This window comes from Hymenobacter pini, assembly GCF_020421205.1.
Lineage (GTDB): Bacteria > Bacteroidota > Bacteroidia > Cytophagales > Hymenobacteraceae > Hymenobacter > Hymenobacter pini.
In genome coordinates, this window is record NZ_JAIZZH010000001.1 from 146,109 (window position 1) to 165,412 (window position 19,304).

Annotated in this window: 17 protein-coding genes; 6 read left to right on the forward strand and 11 right to left on the reverse strand. The window is 58.9% G+C overall.

Annotated elements, in window-relative coordinates; all coding sequences use genetic code 11:
• Positions 1 to 11: 11 nt before the first annotated feature.
• From LF252_RS00690 to LF252_RS00700, 3 genes are all read right to left on the reverse strand, one after another.
• A complete protein-coding gene (locus LF252_RS00690; RefSeq protein ID WP_226266183.1) occupies positions 12 to 689 on the reverse strand; it encodes a DUF2461 domain-containing protein in 678 nt (225 codons plus the stop codon).
• A 93-nt stretch (positions 690 to 782) separates the two neighbouring features.
• Entirely contained in the window at positions 783 to 1,589 is an 807-nt protein-coding gene (locus LF252_RS00695; protein ID WP_226266184.1) for a DUF547 domain-containing protein, read from the reverse strand.
• A gap of 360 nt (positions 1,590 to 1,949) precedes the next feature.
• Complete coding sequence (locus tag LF252_RS00700) at positions 1,950 to 2,777, reverse strand: MOSC domain-containing protein (RefSeq protein WP_226266186.1); 828 nt, start codon at positions 2,775 to 2,777, stop codon at positions 1,950 to 1,952.
• 187 nt (positions 2,778 to 2,964) lie between these two features.
• Between LF252_RS00700 and LF252_RS00705 the strand changes: the two genes are divergently transcribed.
• The gene (locus tag LF252_RS00705; protein ID WP_226266188.1) at positions 2,965 to 3,630 is read left to right on the forward strand and encodes a DUF3667 domain-containing protein; all 666 of its coding nucleotides are present in this window, start codon (positions 2,965 to 2,967) and stop codon (positions 3,628 to 3,630) included.
• A gap of 19 nt (positions 3,631 to 3,649) precedes the next feature.
• Here the strand turns inward: LF252_RS00705 and LF252_RS00710 are convergent, their stop codons facing one another.
• Together LF252_RS00710 and LF252_RS00715 are read right to left on the reverse strand one after the other, a co-directional pair.
• A complete protein-coding gene (locus tag LF252_RS00710) occupies positions 3,650 to 4,576 on the reverse strand; it encodes a YitT family protein (RefSeq protein WP_226266190.1) in 927 nt (308 codons plus the stop codon).
• A gap of 185 nt (positions 4,577 to 4,761) precedes the next feature.
• Complete coding sequence (locus tag LF252_RS00715) at positions 4,762 to 6,408, reverse strand: S8 family peptidase (RefSeq protein WP_226266192.1); 1,647 nt, start codon at positions 6,406 to 6,408, stop codon at positions 4,762 to 4,764.
• A gap of 333 nt (positions 6,409 to 6,741) precedes the next feature.
• Between LF252_RS00715 and LF252_RS00720 the strand changes: the two genes are divergently transcribed.
• The 4 genes from LF252_RS00720 (at position 6,742) to LF252_RS00735 (ending at position 12,101) form a co-directional block, all read left to right on the forward strand.
• Positions 6,742 to 9,309, forward strand: a complete 2,568-nt coding sequence (locus LF252_RS00720) for a PIG-L family deacetylase (protein ID WP_226266194.1) — start codon at positions 6,742 to 6,744, stop codon at positions 9,307 to 9,309.
• 262 nt (positions 9,310 to 9,571) lie between these two features.
• A complete protein-coding gene (locus LF252_RS00725; protein WP_226266196.1) occupies positions 9,572 to 10,198 on the forward strand; it encodes a phosphatase PAP2 family protein in 627 nt (208 codons plus the stop codon).
• An 80-nt stretch (positions 10,199 to 10,278) separates the two neighbouring features.
• Positions 10,279 to 10,419, forward strand: a complete 141-nt coding sequence (locus LF252_RS00730; RefSeq protein WP_226266198.1) for a hypothetical protein — start codon at positions 10,279 to 10,281, stop codon at positions 10,417 to 10,419.
• On the forward strand, positions 10,416 to 12,101 hold the full coding sequence (locus LF252_RS00735) for a sodium:solute symporter (RefSeq protein WP_226266200.1): 1,686 nt from the start codon (positions 10,416 to 10,418) through the stop codon (positions 12,099 to 12,101). Before LF252_RS00730 ends, LF252_RS00735 begins: the two co-directional genes overlap by 4 nt.
• Before the next feature lie 217 nt (positions 12,102 to 12,318).
• Here LF252_RS00735 and LF252_RS00740 read toward each other — a convergent pair whose 3' ends face one another.
• From LF252_RS00740 to LF252_RS00765, 6 genes are all read right to left on the reverse strand, one after another.
• The gene (locus LF252_RS00740; protein WP_226266202.1) at positions 12,319 to 13,212 is read right to left on the reverse strand and encodes a DUF2911 domain-containing protein; all 894 of its coding nucleotides are present in this window, start codon (positions 13,210 to 13,212) and stop codon (positions 12,319 to 12,321) included.
• 110 nt (positions 13,213 to 13,322) lie between these two features.
• Positions 13,323 to 13,856: a hypothetical protein gene (locus LF252_RS00745; protein WP_226266204.1), complete on the reverse strand. Its 534-nt coding sequence runs from the start codon at positions 13,854 to 13,856 to the stop codon at positions 13,323 to 13,325.
• Positions 13,856 to 14,404: a hypothetical protein gene (locus tag LF252_RS00750; RefSeq protein WP_226266205.1), complete on the reverse strand. Its 549-nt coding sequence runs from the start codon at positions 14,402 to 14,404 to the stop codon at positions 13,856 to 13,858. The genes LF252_RS00745 and LF252_RS00750 overlap by 1 nt, the downstream gene beginning before the upstream one ends.
• An 85-nt stretch (positions 14,405 to 14,489) precedes the next feature.
• Positions 14,490 to 16,340 carry an ABC transporter ATP-binding protein gene (locus LF252_RS00755; protein ID WP_226266207.1) on the reverse strand — a complete coding sequence of 617 codons (1,851 nt, stop codon included), beginning with the start codon at positions 16,338 to 16,340 and terminating at the stop codon, positions 14,490 to 14,492.
• Between the two features lie 112 nt (positions 16,341 to 16,452).
• Positions 16,453 to 16,935 (reverse strand): energy transducer TonB, encoded by a 483-nt coding sequence (locus tag LF252_RS00760; protein ID WP_226266209.1) that lies wholly within the window; start codon positions 16,933 to 16,935, stop codon positions 16,453 to 16,455.
• A gap of 181 nt (positions 16,936 to 17,116) precedes the next feature.
• Complete coding sequence (locus LF252_RS00765; protein WP_226266215.1) at positions 17,117 to 18,598, reverse strand: sodium:solute symporter; 1,482 nt, start codon at positions 18,596 to 18,598, stop codon at positions 17,117 to 17,119.
• A 129-nt stretch (positions 18,599 to 18,727) separates the two neighbouring features.
• On the opposite strand from LF252_RS00765, the gene LF252_RS00770 reads away from it, so the two are divergent.
• Positions 18,728 to 19,303 carry a hypothetical protein gene (locus LF252_RS00770; RefSeq protein WP_226266217.1) on the forward strand — a complete coding sequence of 192 codons (576 nt, stop codon included), beginning with the start codon at positions 18,728 to 18,730 and terminating at the stop codon, positions 19,301 to 19,303.
• Position 19,304: the final 1 nt, after the last annotated feature.

Below are 19,304 nucleotides of genomic sequence, written 5' to 3' on the forward strand. Positions count from 1 at the left end.
CATACTAAGCACTACTCCTCGCCGCGCATCGCTTCGTTCAGGAACTCTACCAGCGGTTTGGCGGCCTGCCAACCGGCCAGCACTCGCTCCACAAAATCGGGCCGCGTTACCTCAGCATCCGAAAAGGACTGCCACACGAAGTAGCTTTTCAGCCGCAGCCACTCAATGTCCGGGTCCTGTTTATCATAGCCCTTGGGAGCCGTTTTTAGGGCCTGCGACATATCGAGGCCCTGCGGGAAATACCGTAGCAACTCCGCACTTTGCCGGATGGCGTGAAAGGCGGGAGCGTTGTAGTGGATTTCCTGCCGGATGCGAGCCAGTTGCTGCGGCTCGGGCATCCAGCGGCCGGCTCCGATGTAGGTTTCGCCGCCGGGCTCCAGGGCAATAAAATAGCCCGCCCAGGGACTGTGACGGCCGCCCGGCTTCAGGCCGGCACCCATATGCCGCTTGTACGGCTCGTCGCTCTGCTGAAACCGGTCGTTTTTATTGATGCGGAACATTACGTCGCCCGGCGTCAGGCCCCGCAGGCCGGGCTCCAGGTCGCCGGAAGCCTCCCGGAGCAGGGTATTTACCAGGGAAGTGTATTCAGCGCGGGCCCGGTGGTAGTCGGCGCGGTGGGCGTCCATCCAGAGCTTGTTGTTATTGGCAGCCAGCTCCCGCAGGAAGTCCAGCACAAAAGCGAGATTCATCAGCAAAAAGGGTAAGAACAGCCGGGCGATAAACAAAGTGCCCCGCACCGGCTACCGGTACGGGGCACTGCCGGGCCGGGTTAGCCGGCAAGGTTAGTGTTTGCCCAGGGCCTGGGAGTTGCTGAGGCCAGTACGGTCGTTGAGGGCCCAGCTAAACGAGAGGTATTCCACTTTGGCAGTGAGCAGCACGGGCACGCGGGCGTAGCGGTTGATAAAAGTAAGTAATTGCTCTTCAGTGCCAAACTCAGCGCTGTAGGCTTCAAATAGACCTGAGAGCTGTACATGCTGGGGTGTAAGCTGATTTAGTATAGGGTCGTTGAGGAAGCGGCGGGCTTGCTGGTCCAGCTGCTGGTCGAGGCGCTGTCCGTCGTAGGCTTCGGCCAGCAGGGCCGGCCCGGAAGCCGCGCCGTACATCAGGCCGAAATGCGCACGCGGGTCGTGAAACTGGTTGCGCAGCATTTCCCGCTCAATCTGGTTGAGAGAATACATCTGGCCGCCCACGTTTACCACCGGCGCTTCCCACGGCGACTTTGTACCGCCCAGCACTTTCACTCGAATATCGTTGATGCTGGCCACGGGATAATACTGGAGCACCAGGTAAGTAGCCGCGGCATTGTACGTGTTCAGCCAGAAAGCCTCCGTATCGGTAGCCGACCAAGCCGTGGGGTCGGGCTTTACTTTGCGCAGGCTCTGCAGATAAGCCAACAATCGGTCTTCGTCATCCAGCAACCCTTCGTAGTTCATCCGCCCATCGGTGGTCACGTGGCGGTGTAGGAGCTCGCTCCATGGTTCCTGCAGCCGCTGTAGCGTGTTGTTGTCTTCGGCAGCAGCCAGCAGGGGCAGTAGCAGAACCGTAACAGCAGCAAACAGGCGGGTTAGCAAGCGGTGTGCAATGGGCATAAGGGCGGGCAGGCGGCGGCGGCGAAAGCACTAAAGTACGCAACTGATTGGGAATGCCGGATTTCCGGGAAATCAGCTGTACAACTGAATTAGGATTATTCTAGATTCAATTGTTTTATCAAAGGTACAGCAATCTACTGTACTTGGCAAAACACAATTATTGATTTGTCGAATTTTGCCTGTTATACTTGCTTTTTACGCAGTAAATACGCCTTTAGTAGGCTGTCAGCTGTGAAGAAGGCAACAGACTACCGCGCGTATTACTTCCTGACCCGCACAAAGTACAGCACAGTATTCAGGAGCGCATTGTATCCATGAGCCTAGACTTACCAGTAAGAGGCGAACCGAAACGGCCGGTGGTTAGGCCTTGTGACTGACAACCTGGATGGCGTCGCCGATGCGCAGAATGCCCTGGCCCGGACCGGTTACATTTTGGCCGAACAACACTTTGCTACCCTCGGTGCGGTAAGTGGCCAACGTGCGCAGGGGCTCGCCTTTGGGGCTTTTCTGAGCGGTGGCGGGGTCAATGGTGGTCAGCACACACCGGCCGCAGCCGCGCACGGCCCGGAAGGTGATTTCGCCGATGGTGAATTGCTCCCAGCCGTCCTCGGCAAACGCCTCGCCGCCGCTGAAAACCAGGTTAGGCCGGAACCGCTCCATCCCCACGGGCTCCGCCAAACGAGCATTCAGGTCCGCCAGCGCCTCCTGACCAATGAGCAGGAATGGGTACCCATCAGCGAAGCTCACTAGCTGGCCCTCGGGGTTGCGGGTGGGCTCTACATCGCGCCGCACCATATCCGACATGTATACCAGCTTACAGGGCTCACCCAGCGCCTCCGTCAGCCAAGCGTCGCACTCGGGCTTGGCGCGCCAAGCAAATACCATATCATCCCAGATGGTCACGAATAGGGTCTTCTCGGGAGTGGCCGTAAAAGGCACGTACAGCGGCAGCAACTCGGGGCGCTGCTGGTGGCTGAGCAGGAACCCATTGTAGGCCGGGGCTACCCGCAAGTGAGCCATGGTGGCGGTTTGCCGCTGCGTCATGAATTGGTTCCGCTCGTTCACAATCAGCCACCGCCGGTCGTGGCGCAGGCCACGGGGTTCCACGGTGGCCTCGGTAAGACGAATGCCACCCAGAGATTTTACCGGGTAGATGTACAGATCGGAGAGCAGGAGAGGAGCAGCCATTCGGCAAAGATAGGAGGTGCCCGAAGTAAGCTGAAAATACCGTACTTGGTAACTTCCAAATTGGCCTGCTATGGACCCTGTTTCCCACTCGGTGGAAAGTTGTGTGAACTGTAACGCAGCGTTAACAACGGGCCCCTATTGCCCAAACTGTGGGCAGCAGCGCCCGCACCGGCTTACAGTGCCCCATGTGCTGCACGAGCTGGTGCACGTATTCACGCACGCCGATAAAAGCATTTTCGGGTACGCCGGGCAAGTGCTGACCCGGCCTGGCAGGATAGTGGCCGATTATCTGCGGGGCCGGCGCAAGCGGTATTTCAACCCGTTTCAGTTCCTGTTGCTGGCGGTAGGCATCAGCACGCTGCTGGCCACGCAGCTGCATTATTACGAACACGTTGGCACTGCCGTGCAACAGGGCATGCTGCGGCAGGGTGTATCGGCGGCGAAGCTGGCTCGGGTAGGAACGTACTTTGCGGGGTTGGGCAAATACTTCAATATATGGTGGCTGCTACTGCTACCAGCCCACGCCGGCATAGTACATGCAGCATTCCGGCAGAAGCTCAATTATGCGGAGTCGTTTCTGACCGTGGTAGTGGTCGGCAGCGCATTCCAATTGATCCTGTTGCTGGCGTTGCCTACGCTGTTTCTGATAACGGGCCGGGCCCCCGGCAGCAGTACGGGGTTGCTGCAAGGGCTGGTGTATCTGGTGTACTTCGGCTTGGTAGCCCGCGCCGGGCTGCAGTACACTTGGGCTGGAGCCACAAGCCGGGCACTGCTGGTGAGCGTGGTGGCCGGGAGCTTTAACTTCCTCGTCAACTACCTCGCCTTCAACTGGTACGTACACTACATGGGGTAAAGGAAGCAGGTGAGAAGGGCTAGTGCAGCGGGCGTTTCTTGATCATGCCGCCTTTGGTTTCCTTTACACTGTGCATCACCATAAAGGCGTTGGGGTCCAGCAGTTCCACCTCGGTTTTGAGCTGGGTGAGCTCCAGGCGGGTGATTACCGTGAAAACAATATCGATGGCGTTGGGCTGGTGGCCGTGGGTGCCGTAGCCGCCTTTGCCGCTGTACACGGTGGCGCCCCGGCCCAGCTTTTCGGTAATCATGCGCCGAATGGCGTCGGCCTGGCCCGACATGATGGTAACACCGGTGTATTCTTCCAGGCCATCAATCACAAAGTCGATGGTTTTGGCGGCGGCCAGGTAAGCCAGGATGGAATACAGCGCCGTTTCAATAGACAGGATGTAGGCCGCTACGCCGAAGATGATGATGTTGAAGACCAGTACGATGTCGCCGATGGTCATGCTGGATTTTTTGCTCAAATAGATGGCCATGATTTCGGTGCCATCGAGCACGCCGCCGCCCCGCATGGCCATCCCAATGCCGGCCCCCAGGAAAAACCCGCCAAACACGGAAACCAGCAGCTTGTCCTGGGTGATAATGGGGTAGGGAAACAAAGCCAGTACGGCGGCCAGGGCCACAATGCCGATAAGCGTACGAATGGCCACACCGGGGTCGAGCTGGCGCCAGGCCATGAACACGAACGGCACGTTGAGCACCACAATGAGCACCGGCAGCGGCAGGCCAAACACCTGCACCAGCAGCAGCGAAATACCGGTTACGCCCCCATCCAGAAAGCCGCCCGGCAGCAGAAAGCTTTCCAGCCCAAAGCCCGCCGACAACACGCCCGTTACCATCAGCAGTGTGTTCACAACCTGCCGCCGCCACCAGCCCCGGTCATGCACGGGCGGCGGTACAATGGGGGCAGGCGTGGGTGTGGGCTGAGAGGTAGATGGACGCATTTTTCGAAGGAACAGGAGTTGGGGTATAAGCATACGCAGGGCAGCAGTTACTAAAAAAAATACGCCAGTGACGGCGGATGGTTGGGCCCGGCTGCAACCCCGTTCTACGCAACTGCCCCCGCCACCGGCCTTTTTTACGGACTCGGTAACGGGGGCAGGGTTGCGTCAAACCGCAAAAACCGTGGCTATGGCATGGGCTGCTGGGCCAGCTGCACGGCCCGGTACAGGTTCACAATGCCGCCCGTGCGTGAGAGGTCAGCAAAATCGACGAGCTTGCTGCTGCCGGGCTGGCGCACCTTGGTATGGATGGGCTGCGCCGACTCCAGAATAATACGCTTAAGCTGAGCGGCCGTGAGCTGCGGGAAGTACGATTTGAGCGTGGCCGCAATGCCCGTAACCACCGGCGAGGCCATGCTGGTGCCGCTGAGGTTGCCGTATTTGCTGCCGGGCAGGGTGGAGTAAATCTGGTTGCCGGGCGCAAACACGTCTACCTGGGTTTTACCGTAGTTGGAGAAGTCGGCGGCCAGGGTGGCGTCGTTGGTGCGGGCCGAAGCGCCTACGGTAATCAGGTTGGTAATGCGCTGTCCGTTCTGGAAGTTAGGCGAAGGGTATTGCGTTACCTGGTCGAGGTTGTTGTTCTCGTTGCCGGCCGAGTGCACCAGCAGTACGCCCTTCTTGTCGGCGTAGCGGATGGCTTCTTCCACGGCCGGGCGCTGGGGCGAGAAGTACTTGCCAAAACTCATGTTGATGATCTGGGCACCGTTGTCTACGGCGTAGCGGATGGCGTTAGCCACGTCCTTGTCCCGCTCGTCGCCGTCCGGAATAGCGCGCACCGACATAATCTGCACGTTGGGGGCTACACCCAGAATACCCGCATTGTTTTCCCGGTCGGCCCCGATGATACCAGCCACGTGGGTGCCGTGCATGGCGTCGGGGCCGGTGGCGTCACGGTTGCCGTAGTTGCGCTGCTGCACGTTGTCGGGCTGGTCGCCCACAATGCTGCGCGGATTAAACTTCAGATTCAGGCCGTATTCGCGCTGGTCCTTGGTTTCCTGCACGCCCTTTTTCATTTCGGCCAGCACATCTTCCAGCGAGGCAAAGCCGGTTTGCAGAAGCGTTTGGTACAAGCCCTTGGTTACCTGGCGCAGCTCGGCGTCCTGGGTGGGTGGGTTGCGCAGGGTGGCCGTATCGAGGCGCTGCACGCCTAAGGCCTGTTTCAGGCCCTCGGAGCCCTGCAGGTTCTCGGCATACGCTTGGCTGAATTGCTGCAACTGCTCGTTGTTTTCTTTCACCTTGGCCTCATAGGCCTTTTTCACCTTGATGTACAGGTCATACTCGGCGCGTTTGGCGGCGGGCACGGCGGTGCGGGTTTTGCCTTGGTACAGCGGCTGTAGGCGAGCCAGCAAACGGGTTTCTTCCAGGGCTTCTTCGTTGATGTTGCGGCCATCGGCCCCGCCCAGGAAATTCCAGCCGTACACGTCGTCCACGTAGCCGTTCTTATCGTCGTCGAGGCCGTTGCCGGCCACTTCCCGGGGGTTGCGCCACAGCACCCGGCGCAGGTCGGCGTGAGCCGTGTCGATACCGGCATCAATAACGGCTACCAGCACGGGTGTGGAGGCCTTGCCCTGCAGCAGCTCTTTATACGTACGGTTCACGCTTACGCCCATTATGCCGCCATCCTGCTGGGCATCGAGCAGATACCACTGAGGTGAAGCCGGAGCAGCCGGAGTGGGGGAAGGCGAAACGGGCGGCGTAGTTTGGGCCGTAGCCAGCACCGGCAGCAACAAGGATAGGCCCAACAAACGCAGGCGCGAGGGGAAAGAACGAGTCATGAGCGGAAATACGGATACAAACCCCGGTGTACGCAAGCACCGGGCCAAGAGGGTGAAGTCGGGCAGCCGAAGTTACGGAACCAGCCCGACCCGACCCCGGCCCGGGCGGAGTGAACAGTAACGCACAAGACCATCATACTGAGTCTGCCGAGGCAACATACCGCCAACCTTCGTGAAATACTGATCCTGGGCCGACCTGCCGCCTGTCAGGCATGGATTCGGGCTGTATTCCGGAGGGGCATGACATATAAGCGAAGGACGGGTGATGCTGGCGGCTGCAACCTCCCGCTTCGGCCTCTATCTTTACCGCCCGGCTTCTCAACTGTCCGTTCCATGCTCCTTCGCTCCGTTCTGCGCACGGCCCTGCTGGCTGTGATATTCACTCAGTCACTCATTCGCCCATTGACCGCTGCCGCCCAGGCCCCCAAAACCTGGTCGTCCTCCGAGATTCTGCTGGGGCTCAAGAAGCTGAACGTATTGGGCTCGGCCCTGTACGTGGCCGCCCACCCCGACGACGAGAACACCCGCCTGATTGCCTACCTCGCCAACGGCCGCCTCGTAGAAACCGGCTACCTCAGCTGCACCCGCGGCGACGGGGGCCAGAACCTCATCGGGCCGGAGCTGCGCGAGGGGCTGGGCGTTATTCGCACCCAAGAACTCTTGGCCGCCCGCCGCATCGATGGAGGCCACCAGTTCTTCACCCGCGCCAACGACTTCGGCTTCTCCAAAACGCCCGAGGAAACCTTCACCATCTGGGACAACGAGCAGGTGCTGGCCGATATGGTGTGGGTCATCCGCCAGCGCCGTCCCGATGTGATGATTACCCGTTTCCCGCCCGACGGCCGCGCCGGCCACGGCCACCACACGGCCTCGGCCATGCTGGCCATCGAGGCCTTCTCGGCCGCCGCCGACCCCAAGCGTTTCCCCGAGCAGCTACAATATGTGCAGCCCTGGCAGGCTAAGCGCCTGCTCTGGAACACCGGCAGCTTCTTCGTGAAGCCCGGCGAGGACATGAGCCAGTACCTGAAGCTCGATGCCGGCGGCTACAACCCGCTGCTGGGGCAGAGCTACGGCGAAATTGCCGCCCGCAGCCGCTCCCAGCACCGCAGCCAGGGCTTCGGCAGCAGCGCCCAGCGCGGCGAGGCCCTGGAGTATTTCCAGCCCCTGAAAGGCGACAAAGCCACCACCGACCTGTTCGAGGGCGTGGATATGACCTGGAACCGGGTGCCCGGCGGCGCGGCCATCGGGAAGATGATTGACGAGGTAATCCGCAAGTACGACCCGGCTAATCCGTCGGCGAGTGTGGCGGGGCTGCTGAAGGTGCGGGCGGCGTTGGAAAAGCTACCGGTAAGCCTAACCGAACAGTTGTCAATCAATAAATTCTGGCAAACCGAAAAATTAGCCGAATTGGATGAGCTGATTCGAGTCAGTACAGGACTATTTATTGAGGCAACGGCTGATACTCCTACAGCTCCATTTTTTAACAGTAATGTCAAAGGTGGAGCGGATAATATTGTAAACGTCAAAGTCGAAATACTAAATCGTTCCTCAATTCCTGTAGGAGTTTTATCGGTGCAAGGGCTACCTAATGACCATGAAGACGTCGGGGATAATAATGTAGCGCATCAGGCAACTGTATTGCCAAATAAGAAAACCAATATCTATATAGGGTACTTCAAAGATGCACTCCAATCACAGCCTTATTGGCTACTTAAGCCTGGTACGACCGGCATGTACGTGGTAGCGGAACCTCGACAAATTGGCAATGCGGAAAACGATGCTGTTGCTGCGGTAGATATAAAGATCCAGATACAAGGAGAGTCTATTCAGTACACTGTCCCCGTCCAATACAAAAGCACTGACCCGGTAGAAGGGGAGAAGTACCGCCCGCTGACGGTGGTGCCGCCGGTGGCCGTGAACATCGGCGGGCGGGCCTACGTGTTTGCTGATAACCAGCCCAAAACGGTGCCCGTGACGCTGCGGGCCGGCAAAGCGGGCGTGAAGGGTACTTTGGCCCTAAGCCTGCCGAAAGGCTGGACTGCCGAGCCCACCAGCATCCCCTTCGAGCTGGCCGCCAAAGACGCCGAGCAGACCGTGCAGTTCCGGGTGCAGCCCGGCGCGGGCGCGGCGGAAGGTAAATCGGAGCTGCGGGCCGTGGCTACCGTGGACGGGCAGGCGTACTCGCGCGGCTACCAGACCATTGCCTACTCCCACATTCCCACCCAAACCCTGTTCCCCGAAGCCGTGGCCCCGCTGGTGAAGCTAGACCTGCGGCGCAAAGGCCAGGAAATCGGCTACCTGATGGGGGCTGGCGACGAGGTGCCCGACGCCCTGCGCCAGATTGGCTACACCGTCACCCTGCTCAAGCCCGAGGACATCACCGACCAGAACCTGCGCCGCTTCGACGCCGTGGTGCTGGGCGTGCGGGCCTACAACACCCTGGACCGCCTCAAAACCCTGCAGCCCACGCTGCTGCGCTACGTGGAAAACGGCGGCAACCTGGTGGTGCAGTACGTGGTGAACCGGGGCACGGTGCTGCCGCAAATCGGTCCGTACCCGCTCACCCTCAGCACCGACCGGGTAACGGTAGAAAACGCCCCCGTTACCTTCCTCAACCCCACGCAGCCTTTGCTCAACACCCCCAACAAAATCACGAGCAAGGATTTTGAAGGCTGGGTGCAGGAGCAGGGCCTCTACTACCCCAGCCAGTGGGACCCTAAGTATCAGACCGTGCTGAGCAGCCAGGACCCCGGCGAAACCGCCAAGCAAAGCGCCATCCTGGTAGCCGACTACGGCAAGGGCCACTACATCTACACCGGCCTTTCGCTGTTCCGGGAGTTGCCCGCCGGCGTGCCCGGCGCCTACCGGCTATTGACGAATATGGTGTCGTTAGGCAAGTAGCGCGCAGCTTTAGAACTATACTACATATTTCAGGCTGCAGGCTAGAGCTAAAAAGCTAGTTCCCCTCCTTGGAAAGGAGGGGTTAGGGGTGGTTGACCTCGCGTTAGAACAGTGTTTAGTTCTATTTCTAGTTCTAGTCATCGTTCAACGAATCAACCACCCCTAGCCCCTCCTTTCCAAGGAGGGGAACTAGTTTCTGGCTTTAATTCACGTCTAAAGTTACAGTGTTCCTATGCGACCATACCTGCGTTGGTTACTCCTCATGCTAGCCTCAGTGCCGTTGGTACTGCTGCTGATTATAGCCGTGGACGAACCGCTGGCCGGCCTGCTGCACCGGCACGGCGTACCGCTGCGGCCGTTTTTTGAAGGACTAATGCGGGTACACGACGAGGTAACCGGCCGCCTGCTGACACCGTGGCTGTGGCTGATGTTGCTGGTGATTTTCGTGGTGGCCCGGCTGCGGCACTGGCCGCACTGCACCATTTGGTTGGTAGGGCTGCTGACGATGGTAAGCAGCCAGGGCCTGCGCAACTTGCTGGCTATGTACTTCAACCGGCCCCGGCCCTTTGAGGTGTTCGGGCAGCTGGCCGCCAACGCAGATTTCTGGCAGACGGTGGGGCGGTTCGATGCGTTTCCCTCGGGCCACGCGGCCGGCACGGCGGGCTTACTACTTCCCTGGGCGCTGCGGTTTCACAAAGCCCGACCGTGGCTGCTGGGCTGGCTGATGCTGGTGTGCCTGGGGCGGGTGGTGCTGGAATACCACTGGCTCAGTGACGTGGTAGCTGGTGTGGCGCTCGGGCTTGTCCTTACCTGCCTCTGGGAACTGGCCACCGGCTGGTTACGGCTGAGCCCAGCTACCCCCATCGGAATGGGCCTGCTGCAGAAGTAAAAGACCACCACAACTGCTCGCCACTGCGTCGGTGCTACCGTTTCCGGCGTTATCTTTCGCCAGTCAATTTCCTCTCCACTGTGCCGCATAGCTCGTCTTCCGAAACTGAAACCGAACAACCGCCGCTGTTGCCTTCGTGGCGGGCGTGGTACTGGCTGGTGCTGGGGGCGCTGGCCCTGGAAATCGGGCTGTTTGTGTACCTGACCCGGGCGTTTGCATGAGCGGGCTCGATTGGCTGATTCTGGGCGGAACGCTGCTGTTCATTGTGGGCTACGGCACCTGGCGCACCCGCCGCGCCGGCGAGTCGCTGGACGGCTATTTGCTGGGCGGGCGGCAGGCCTCGTGGTGGGCCATCGGGCTCAGCATCATGGCCACCCAGGCCTCGGCTATTACCTTCCTGAGTACCCCCGGCCAAGCCTACGACGACGGCATGCGCTTCATCCAGTTCTATCTGGGGTTGCCGGTGGCTATGGTGCTCATTGCCGTATTCGTGGTGCCCATTTACCACCGGCTCAAGGTGTTTACGGCCTACGAGTACCTGGAAGGCCGGTTTGACCGGCGCACCCGCACCTTCGCGGCGCTGCTGTTTTTGGTGCAGCGGGGGCTCAGCAACGGCCTGAGTTTGTACGCGCCGGCGCTGGTGCTGTCGGCCATTCTGGGCTGGGATATTCAGCTGACGGTGTGGCTGCTGGGTACCGTCATGATTGCCTACACCGTCTCGGGCGGCACCCGGGCCGTGATGGTGACGCAGCAGGGGCAGGTAGCCGTCATTTTCGTGGGGCTGCTGGTGGCGGGCTACCTGCTGGTGCATTACCTGCCCCAGGAAGTGGGCTTCACCGATGCGCTGCGCGTGGCCGGCCACCAAGGCAAGCTCAACCTCATCGACTTCCACTTCGACCCCACCGACCGGTATAATTTCTGGTCGGGCATGACTGGCGGGCTGTTTCTAGCCCTCTCGTACTTCGGCACCGACCAAAGCCAGGTGCAGCGCTACCTCACCGGCCGCAACATCACTGAGAGCCGCCTGGGCCTGCTGATGAACGGCCTGCTCAAAATCCCGATGCAGTTTGGCATTCTGCTGCTGGGCGTGCTGCTGTTCGTGTTCTACCAGTTCAACCCGGCCCCGCTTACCTTCAACCGGCCGGTGTACATGGATGTGGCCCACTCCGAGCAGTATGGTCCCCGGCTGCGGGAGATGGAGCGGGAGCACGTCACCCTGTTTGAGGTGCGCCGCCGCGCCACCGGCCGCCTCGTGCAGGCCCTGCAAACCGAGGACCCCACGGCCATTGCCGCCGCCGAAACCCACCTGCAAGCCACTCAGGCCGCCAACCTCGGCCTGCGCCAGCAGGCCCAGCAGCTGCTCAAGCAGGCCCGCCCCGCCACCGAGGCCAAGGACACCGACTACGTGTTCCTGACCTTCGTGCTCAACTACCTGCCCCAGGGGCTGGTGGGGCTGCTGGTGGCCGTGGTACTGAGTGCCGCGCTGGGCTCGGCCGCCGCTGGCCTCAACGCGCTGGCTTCCACCACGGTGGTCGACCTGTACAAGCCGCGCCGGCCAGGCCAGCCGGAGCTGCACTACGTGCGGGCCTCCCGGGCGGCAGCCGTAAGCTGGGGTGTGCTCGGCATCGGGTTTGCTACCTTCGCCGCCCGCCTCGAAAATCTGATTCAGGCCGTCAATATTCTGGGCTCGTTGTTTTACGGTACCATTCTGGGCATTTTCATGGTGGCCTTCTTCCTGAAAGCCGTGGGCGGCCGGGCCGTGTTCTGGGCCGCCGTGGTAGCCCAGGCCGTGGTGCTCACCCTGTTTTTTGCCACCGACATTGGCTACCTCTGGTTCAATATCATCGGCTGCGCCGTGGTGGTGGGCGGTAGTTTGTTGGGGCGTAAGACGGCACGGGTCTAAAGCACAAAGCCAGCGCCCCCTACGCTGTCATTGCGAGGAGGCACGACGAAGCAATCCTTCCTTTTCTAGGTGCTAAGCCTTGAGGAAGCAGAAAGCCCCTGACGTCCGTGCTGGCGTCAGGGGCTTTTGCGTAGGTCAGGGCTAAGAGTTTTTGGCAGGAAGGATTGCTTCGGCTCCGCCTCGCAATGACAGTGTGGGTGCAGATGTAGCCTTTCGCCTACAGCTTGCCGGCTTTCTTGGCTTCCATGATTATGTCCTCGTTCATCTTCACGTAGTCGGCGTTCTTGGCGTCGAGGGCCAGTTTCTTGGACTGCTCGGCGGCCGTGATGGTGCCTTTGTAGTCCTTCATCTTCATGCGGATTCTGGCTTCCGTGAGCAGGTTCCAGAACTTGGGGTCCTTCTCGTTGGCCTTCTGCATCCAAGTCAGGGCCTGCTTCAGGTCCTTATTGTTGTCGAGGTAGTACACGGCGGCGGCGGCCATGTCGCCGTTGCTGGGGTTAGCGTTCTTGATGACTTTCTCGTCAATCTGCGCCATCACCTTGGGCTCCACGTCGGTGCTGATTTTGAACTTGGCCCCGGTCATTTCCCACTGGATATCCACGTTGGCGGTGGCGGGGGTGAGGTCGGTGAAGTTCATAGTGAAAGTTTCCACCTTGGTGGGCACCTTGTAGGTTTTGATGGTGAAGCGGGCAACGTCCTCATCGTCCTTGAAGGCATCCACATCAGCACCCATTTTGGTGCTCTTGTTCAGCACCACAATCCACTCGGTTTTGCCAGGAATGGTGTAAATGCCGTATTCGCCGGCCGGCACCTTTTTGCCTTCTACGGTTACGTCGTCCGAGAATTTGATGCTGGTAGTGGCATTGGCCCCGGTGCGCCACCGCTTGCTGAACGGTACTAGATTGCCAAACGCTACGCGGCCCCGCAGGCTGGGGCGGGAGTACACCAGCGTAACATCGGTGAGGCCCACGCGCTGCTGAATGGTGCTTTTAGGGCTGGCCTGGGGCGTGCTGATCTGAGCCTGGGCGGCTTCGGCCAGCAGCAAACCGCTCACGAGCAACGTAGCGCCCAAGGTGCGGGAAGAGGAAATAAATGAAGTTGAAATACGCATTTCGGAGAGAAAATGAGCGTTGAGAATTCGGAGCGAAAGTAGGTAAATCTGCCCGGGTAGCCGGTGCAGAATACCGGCCTACAGACGGAGCTTTACCAGCCGGGTTGCGGCTACAGGAGCTGCTGCGGAATTCGGTGGTGCTCCAGCAGGGCGGCCACGTCGGCGGGGATGGCCGGAGCCTCCAGCTTGCGCAGATCCAAATAGTAGCAGGCGGCTTCAGTGGGGTAGAGCAGCAGCCAGTGTGGCTGCACCCACACAGCCCGCCGAATCACTTGCCATTTTCCGGAAAACTGCCCCAGTGTGCTACGGCCTATAATTTCGGATTGTGTAAGAGTGAAACTGGTGGGGTGATGCGCGGCGGTATTTTTGGCATAGCCCCGGCGCAGCTGGTAGCGCACCAGCCCGAAGCGCAAAGCGGCATACAGCACCGCCACGCCTAACAGTACGGCAGTAGAGGGCTGCGCTAAATGGCTATTCGAATACACATCCAGCCCCACACTCACGCCCAGCAGCATCACGGCCGCACCCAGAATCCAGTGGTTGAGGCGGGTGCGCGGACGGGCCCGCCACAGCCGGAAATTTACGGCCACAAACTCATCGGCGGAAAGCTGCACGCCGGACAGTATCAGAGGAGTTGACTGCATCAGGAGGCAAAAGTAGCCGCTGGGTCGTTCTTTTCTCCTTTGCCAATCAGGGCCAGCACATCCACCGCGGTGTAGGGTTCGGGTACGCGGCGTAAATCCAGGTAATAGGCGAAATCGGGACCAGGGTAAAGCAGGAGCCAGTCGCCTACCTGCTGCACGCGGGTGAGAGAGTGCCAGGGTAACCGCTGCCAGCCCTGGGGCCACTGCACGGCTAATCCCGCTTCTGATATCCGGTAAGCTAAGGGCTGCGGTTGCGCCTGATATTCCCGAAAAGCCCGTCGGTATTCCCACCACTGATACAGCAGGCCCAGACCAGTGGCCGCCAGCGCCAGCCATATTTTTACCATAGGACGAGCCAGCGGTAAGAAGTACAACGCCACTAAACCCACCAGCAATGCCACCGCTACCGTACGCACCTGCCGCCTTTCCGAGGTTACCGGTTGCCGACGCTGCGCCAACTCCGGGTACCGCTGCCGCTGCTGCGTCTGGTGGATCAGTTGATACTCCTGAAAAGTGGGCGGGATGGCAGGGAGGTTAATAGCGGGCATAACAGCGCGGAGAGTAATTCAAATAAAGCAAAAACGGGTGTCACTGCGGTGACACCCGTTTCAAGTAGTTGTGCCTTGTCCCGTTTTACGTCAACTCGAACTGTAGTTTCAGCAGATTAGCGTAGAGGCCGTTGTCGTCGTTGCTGAGTTCTTCGTGGGAACCTTGTTCCACGATGCGGCCGCCGTCAATCACCAGAATCTTGTCCACTTTACGGATGGTGCTCAGGCGGTGGGCAATGATGATGCTGGTCCGGTTCTGCATGAGCTCATCCATGGCTTGCTGCACTAGCTTCTCGCTTTCCGAGTCGAGGGCCGAGGTGGCTTCGTCGAGGAGGAGAATGGCGGGGTTTTTCAGGATGGCGCGGGCAATGGCAATGCGCTGGCGCTGCCCACCTGAAAGCTTGATGCCCCGTTCGCCTACTACTGTATCCAACCCTTCGGGGAACGACTGAATAAACTGCCAGGCATTGGCCCGGCGGGCAGCGTCCACGATATCAGCCTCCAGAGCATCAGGGCGGCCGTAGAGGATATTTTCCCGAATGGTGCCGCCAAACAGCAGGGTTTCCTGGGGTACGATGCCGATGTGCTGGCGCAGCTCGGTGAGGTCTAGGTCATTGATGTTGCGGCCATCTACCGAGATGCTGCCGCCGCTCAGTGGGTACAGGTGCATCAGCAACTGCACAATAGTGCTTTTGCCTGCTCCTGAGGGGCCTACCAGCGCTACTTTTTCGCCGGCGTTGATGTGGAACGAAATGTCTTTCAGTACGGCCAAATCGGGCCGCGTGGGGTAGCGGAACTGCACGTGCTGGTAGTCAATTTCGCCGCGCACCTGCAGCGAGGCCGCATCGTTCAGGCGAGGCTGGTGCACCGGCTCCGATTCTTCATCCAGAATTTCCAGAATCCGCTCCGAAGCGCCGAGGCTGCTCTGAATCTTACCGTACATCTCGCCTAGGCCGCCTACTGAAGCGCCGATGAACATGGTGTAGAGGATGAACGATACTAGGTCGCCCATGGGTAGATGGCGCGGGTCAGTGGCGGGTAACTCCACGTAAGTAGCACCGCGCCAGATAACCAAGATGATACCGCCAAAAATGGCTACGATTATAAATGAGACGAAACCGCCGCGGAACATGCTGGATTTCAAAGCAGCTTGTACGGTGGTGTTCAGTCCAGTGGCATATCGGTTTACCTCATGCTGCTCACTCGTGAAAGCCTTTACCGAGTTAATGCCCTGCATGGTTTCTTCCACGATGACATTTGTTTTGGCTAGCTCATCCTGAGTCTGTTTAGAAAGCTTTCGGATGCTGCGGCCGAACAGGAACGCCAGCAGCACCATTGGCGGGAAAGTGGCCAGCATAAACAACGATAGCCGCCACGACTCCCACATAATGAATGCCACGCCTGCAATCAGCGTCACGATTTGACGAATGAACTCAGCCAGCGTCAGCGTGAAAGTATCCTGAATGTAAACCACATCCGAGGTTAAGCGCGAAATGATTTCGCCTACGCGGCGCTGCTCAAAGAACGGAATCGGTAGCGTTACCAGCTTGCTGTAAAGAGCCTTGCGAATGTCTCGTAGAGTAAACTCACTTACTCGCGAGAATAAGTAGATTCGCCCAAAGGAGAACAGACCCTGTAACAGGATTACCACGAACAGCAGAATAGCAATGCCGGTAATCGTGCGTGGCAAAAAAGCGGGCAACGTATGTGACTCATGATTAGCTACGTTGATGATGTAACCCATCATCTTAGGCATTATCATCGTTGAGGCACTACTGAGCCCTAATAATACTAAGCCGGCAATAAATGGTAACCGGTAAGGCAGGGAGAAGCGGAAAATCCGCTGGCCCTGTTTGAAATTCTCTTTGGTAAGCTTGACCTTGGGGGCATCACTGCCTGCCTGGCCACTGGTATTAAATCCGCTTCTGGCTGCCATCGTATTTAGAAGTGAGCCAGTAAGACAGGAAAAGTGAGACTCTCGTTCTGGGCTTTGGGGCGTTGAACGGAAGTCTCACTTCTCCTGTCTTACTGTCTCTTGTCTCAATTCATTATTCAAATTTATTCTTCCCCTGTTCCACCTTCAGGCCCTCCGAGTTGCCGAAGGGAACAGGCAGGCGAACTTGGGTTGCAATGGGCTGACCCTTGCGGGTAGCCGGTTTCCAGGCCGGCATTTGGCCCAGCACTCGTAGCGCCTCGGTGTCGCACTCGGGGCTGAGGGGCTGCACCACCGAGGGGTTGGTGAGGTGGCCGTCGGCTTCCACCGTGAAGGTCATCACCACGTTGCCGCTGATTTGCTTGACGCTGGCTGCCTCCGGATACTTTAAGTTTTGTTGAAAAAACGCGTTTAGTCCCTGCGCGCCGCCCGGAAATTGGGGTGGTGCGTCGGGGCGGTTGGCGGCGGGCTTGGCCTGGGCCTGCATCCGGCCCGGCTGCAGCTCAATGGGCTGCTTGGGGGCCGGAGTAGGCTGCTGGGCTTGCGCCGCGCCAGCCGACAAAGCTACAAGCGCGAAGATGAAGAAAGCATGTTTCATAGGGCTGGCAGGTTGGGAAGTGGCAGGAAGTGAAGGGAACGTCATGCTGAGCTTGCCGAAGCATCTCTACTGCTGGCTAATTCAATCGTGCCGACGAAGCGGGAGAGATGCTTCGGCAAGCTCAGCATGACGTACTATTAAAGCTACCTAGGACACAAAGGTACGCCTCCCTAAACAACGCCTACGCCGCTGGGTTCAATTCCAGGTTGCGGGGGCGCGAAATGGCCAGCAGCCCCAGGAAGGTAATCAGCCCGTTGAGCATCAAAATTTCAAAGCCGAACTCATAGCCCCACCAGGCTTTGGAGTTGGCGTTGATGAACCACGTGAGCAGCGGAGCCACCACGCACACGGGCAGCACCAGCTTATCGTTAAGGCCGCGGCTGGTGAAAATACCGAACGAGAACAGGCCCAGCAGCGGCCCGTAGGTGTAGCCCGCCGCCTTGAACACGGAGGTAATTACGCTCTGGTCGTTGATGGCCCGGAAAATCAGGATGATGATGATGAGCACGATGCTGAAGCCGAAGTGCGTGGCCTGGCGTAGCTGCTTCTGCTTGGCCTCATCGTACTGCTTGATATCCAGCATATCCACGCAAAATGAAGTGGTCAGAGCCGTCAGGGCCGAGTCGGCGGAAGCATACGTTACGGCAATGATGCCCAGAATGAACACGATGCCGGCAAACAGGGAGAAGTGGTTGGTAGCCAGCAGCGGAAACACATTGTCGCCGATAACCTTGCCAGTGGCGGGGTTGGTGGGCAGCTGAATGCCTTTGGCGGCGGCAAACTGGTAGAGCAGTACGCCCAGCGAGAGGAAGAACACATTCACCACCACAATGGCCAGCGTAAACCAGAACATGTTTTTCTGGGCGTCGGGGAGGCTGCGGCAGCTCAGGTTTTTCTGCATCATGTCCTGGTCGAGGCCGGTCATCACAATGGTGATGAAGGCACCCGAGGCAAACTGCTTCCAGAAGAACTTGTCGTCGCGGGGGTCGGAGAAGTAGATCTGCGACATGGTGCTTTCCTTCACCGTTTTTACCAGCCCGGCAAAGCCTAGGTTCAGCTCGTCGGCCATCAGGTAAATGCTCACGGCCACGCACACGAGCATGGCCATCGTCTGGAAAGTATCGGTCCAGAGAATGGTTTTGAGGCCGCCTCGGAAGGTGTAGAGGTAAATCAGAAAGATGCTGACCGTTACCGTCACGGCAAACGGCACGCCCAGCCCGTCAAACACGGCAAACTGCAGCACGCCCGCCACCAGAAACAGCCGGAACGCCGCGCCCACGGCCCTGGAAATCAGGAAGAAAAGCGCCCCCGTCTTGTAGCTCCAGAAGCCAAACCGCTGCTCCAAATAGGTGTAAATGCTCACCAGCCGCAGCCGGTAGTACAGGGGCATGAGCACGGTGCCAATTACCAGGTAGCCCACAATGTAGCCCAGCACCACGGCCATGTAGCTCCAGCTTTGGGAGGCCACCATGCCGGGAATGGAAATGAACGTGACGCCCGAAAGCGAGGTCCCAATCATGGCAAACGCCACCATGTACCAGGGTGCATTGCGGTTGGCAATAAAAAACGACTCACTGGTAGCCTTCCGCGAGGTGAGGTAGGCAATGATGATGAGGACGACGAAATAGCCCGCAATCAGGCTCAGAATAAGGGTGGGCGACATACGGGGAGCTGTTAGCTTTTGGCTGCTGGAGGTGCGGCCAGAGGCAACAATGGCCCAGCTGGCTTGGCTATAGCACCAAATAGACATCAAAGCTAACAGCTAACAGGCAAACCGCCGCTGCTTCCGGCAGTGCGTACGTACACTTATGACTACCTTCTATTTCGTATTAATGAAAATACTATGCAGCAATATGGTGGCTCAGGATACCGTTACTTCTTCATAGCCACAATCACCTCACTTACATCTTTTATGAAAGCGCTATTCGTCGTGCCAGCACTATTGGCTGCCTGCCTAAGCCAACAGCAGGCCGCAGCTCAAGGAGTATCTGCGGCCTCAGCGGAGGCGGCCACAGTTTATTTCTATCAGAGCAAAGCATACGGTTTCCTTGTGCCGCGGTATCGGATTTATGCTAACGGTCAGCTGCTCTGCAAACTAGGCCGCAACAGCCGCTGTCAGGTAACGTTACCTGCTGGCACTACGGCATTTACGGCCCGAATCCCGCTGTTCACCTTCGGAACACCTCCGCCTTTGGCAATTACGCTGGAGCCGGGTAAAGAATATTATTTGCAGGGCGATGTAGCTCCCGCCGGAGCGGGCGTTGCCGGGCTTACATATGGCTTTACGGAGGTAGTGGGCAACCAGAGCAAGCTGGGGCAGCTGGAACAAGCCAAACTACGCCAGCCCGCCGTTACAGCCGGACAATAGT

Coding starts and splice junctions, on each gene's coding strand:
- LF252_RS00690 (WP_226266183.1), bottom strand. CDS start 689: ATGAATCTCGCTTTTGTGCTGGACTTCCTGCGGGAGCTGGCTGCCAAT.
- LF252_RS00695 (WP_226266184.1), bottom strand. CDS start 1,589: ATGCCCATTGCACACCGCTTGCTAACCCGCCTGTTTGCTGCTGTTACG.
- LF252_RS00700 (WP_226266186.1), bottom strand. CDS start 2,777: ATGGCTGCTCCTCTCCTGCTCTCCGATCTGTACATCTACCCGGTAAAA.
- LF252_RS00710 (WP_226266190.1), bottom strand. CDS start 4,576: ATGCGTCCATCTACCTCTCAGCCCACACCCACGCCTGCCCCCATTGTA.
- LF252_RS00715 (WP_226266192.1), bottom strand. CDS start 6,408: ATGACTCGTTCTTTCCCCTCGCGCCTGCGTTTGTTGGGCCTATCCTTG.
- LF252_RS00720 (WP_226266194.1), top strand. CDS start 6,742: ATGCTCCTTCGCTCCGTTCTGCGCACGGCCCTGCTGGCTGTGATATTC.
- LF252_RS00725 (WP_226266196.1), top strand. CDS start 9,572: ATGCTAGCCTCAGTGCCGTTGGTACTGCTGCTGATTATAGCCGTGGAC.
- LF252_RS00735 (WP_226266200.1), top strand. CDS start 10,416: ATGAGCGGGCTCGATTGGCTGATTCTGGGCGGAACGCTGCTGTTCATT.
- LF252_RS00740 (WP_226266202.1), bottom strand. CDS start 13,212: ATGCGTATTTCAACTTCATTTATTTCCTCTTCCCGCACCTTGGGCGCT.
- LF252_RS00745 (WP_226266204.1), bottom strand. CDS start 13,856: ATGCAGTCAACTCCTCTGATACTGTCCGGCGTGCAGCTTTCCGCCGAT.
- LF252_RS00750 (WP_226266205.1), bottom strand. CDS start 14,404: ATGCCCGCTATTAACCTCCCTGCCATCCCGCCCACTTTTCAGGAGTAT.
- LF252_RS00755 (WP_226266207.1), bottom strand. CDS start 16,340: ATGGCAGCCAGAAGCGGATTTAATACCAGTGGCCAGGCAGGCAGTGAT.
- LF252_RS00760 (WP_226266209.1), bottom strand. CDS start 16,935: ATGAAACATGCTTTCTTCATCTTCGCGCTTGTAGCTTTGTCGGCTGGC.
- LF252_RS00765 (WP_226266215.1), bottom strand. CDS start 18,598: ATGTCGCCCACCCTTATTCTGAGCCTGATTGCGGGCTATTTCGTCGTC.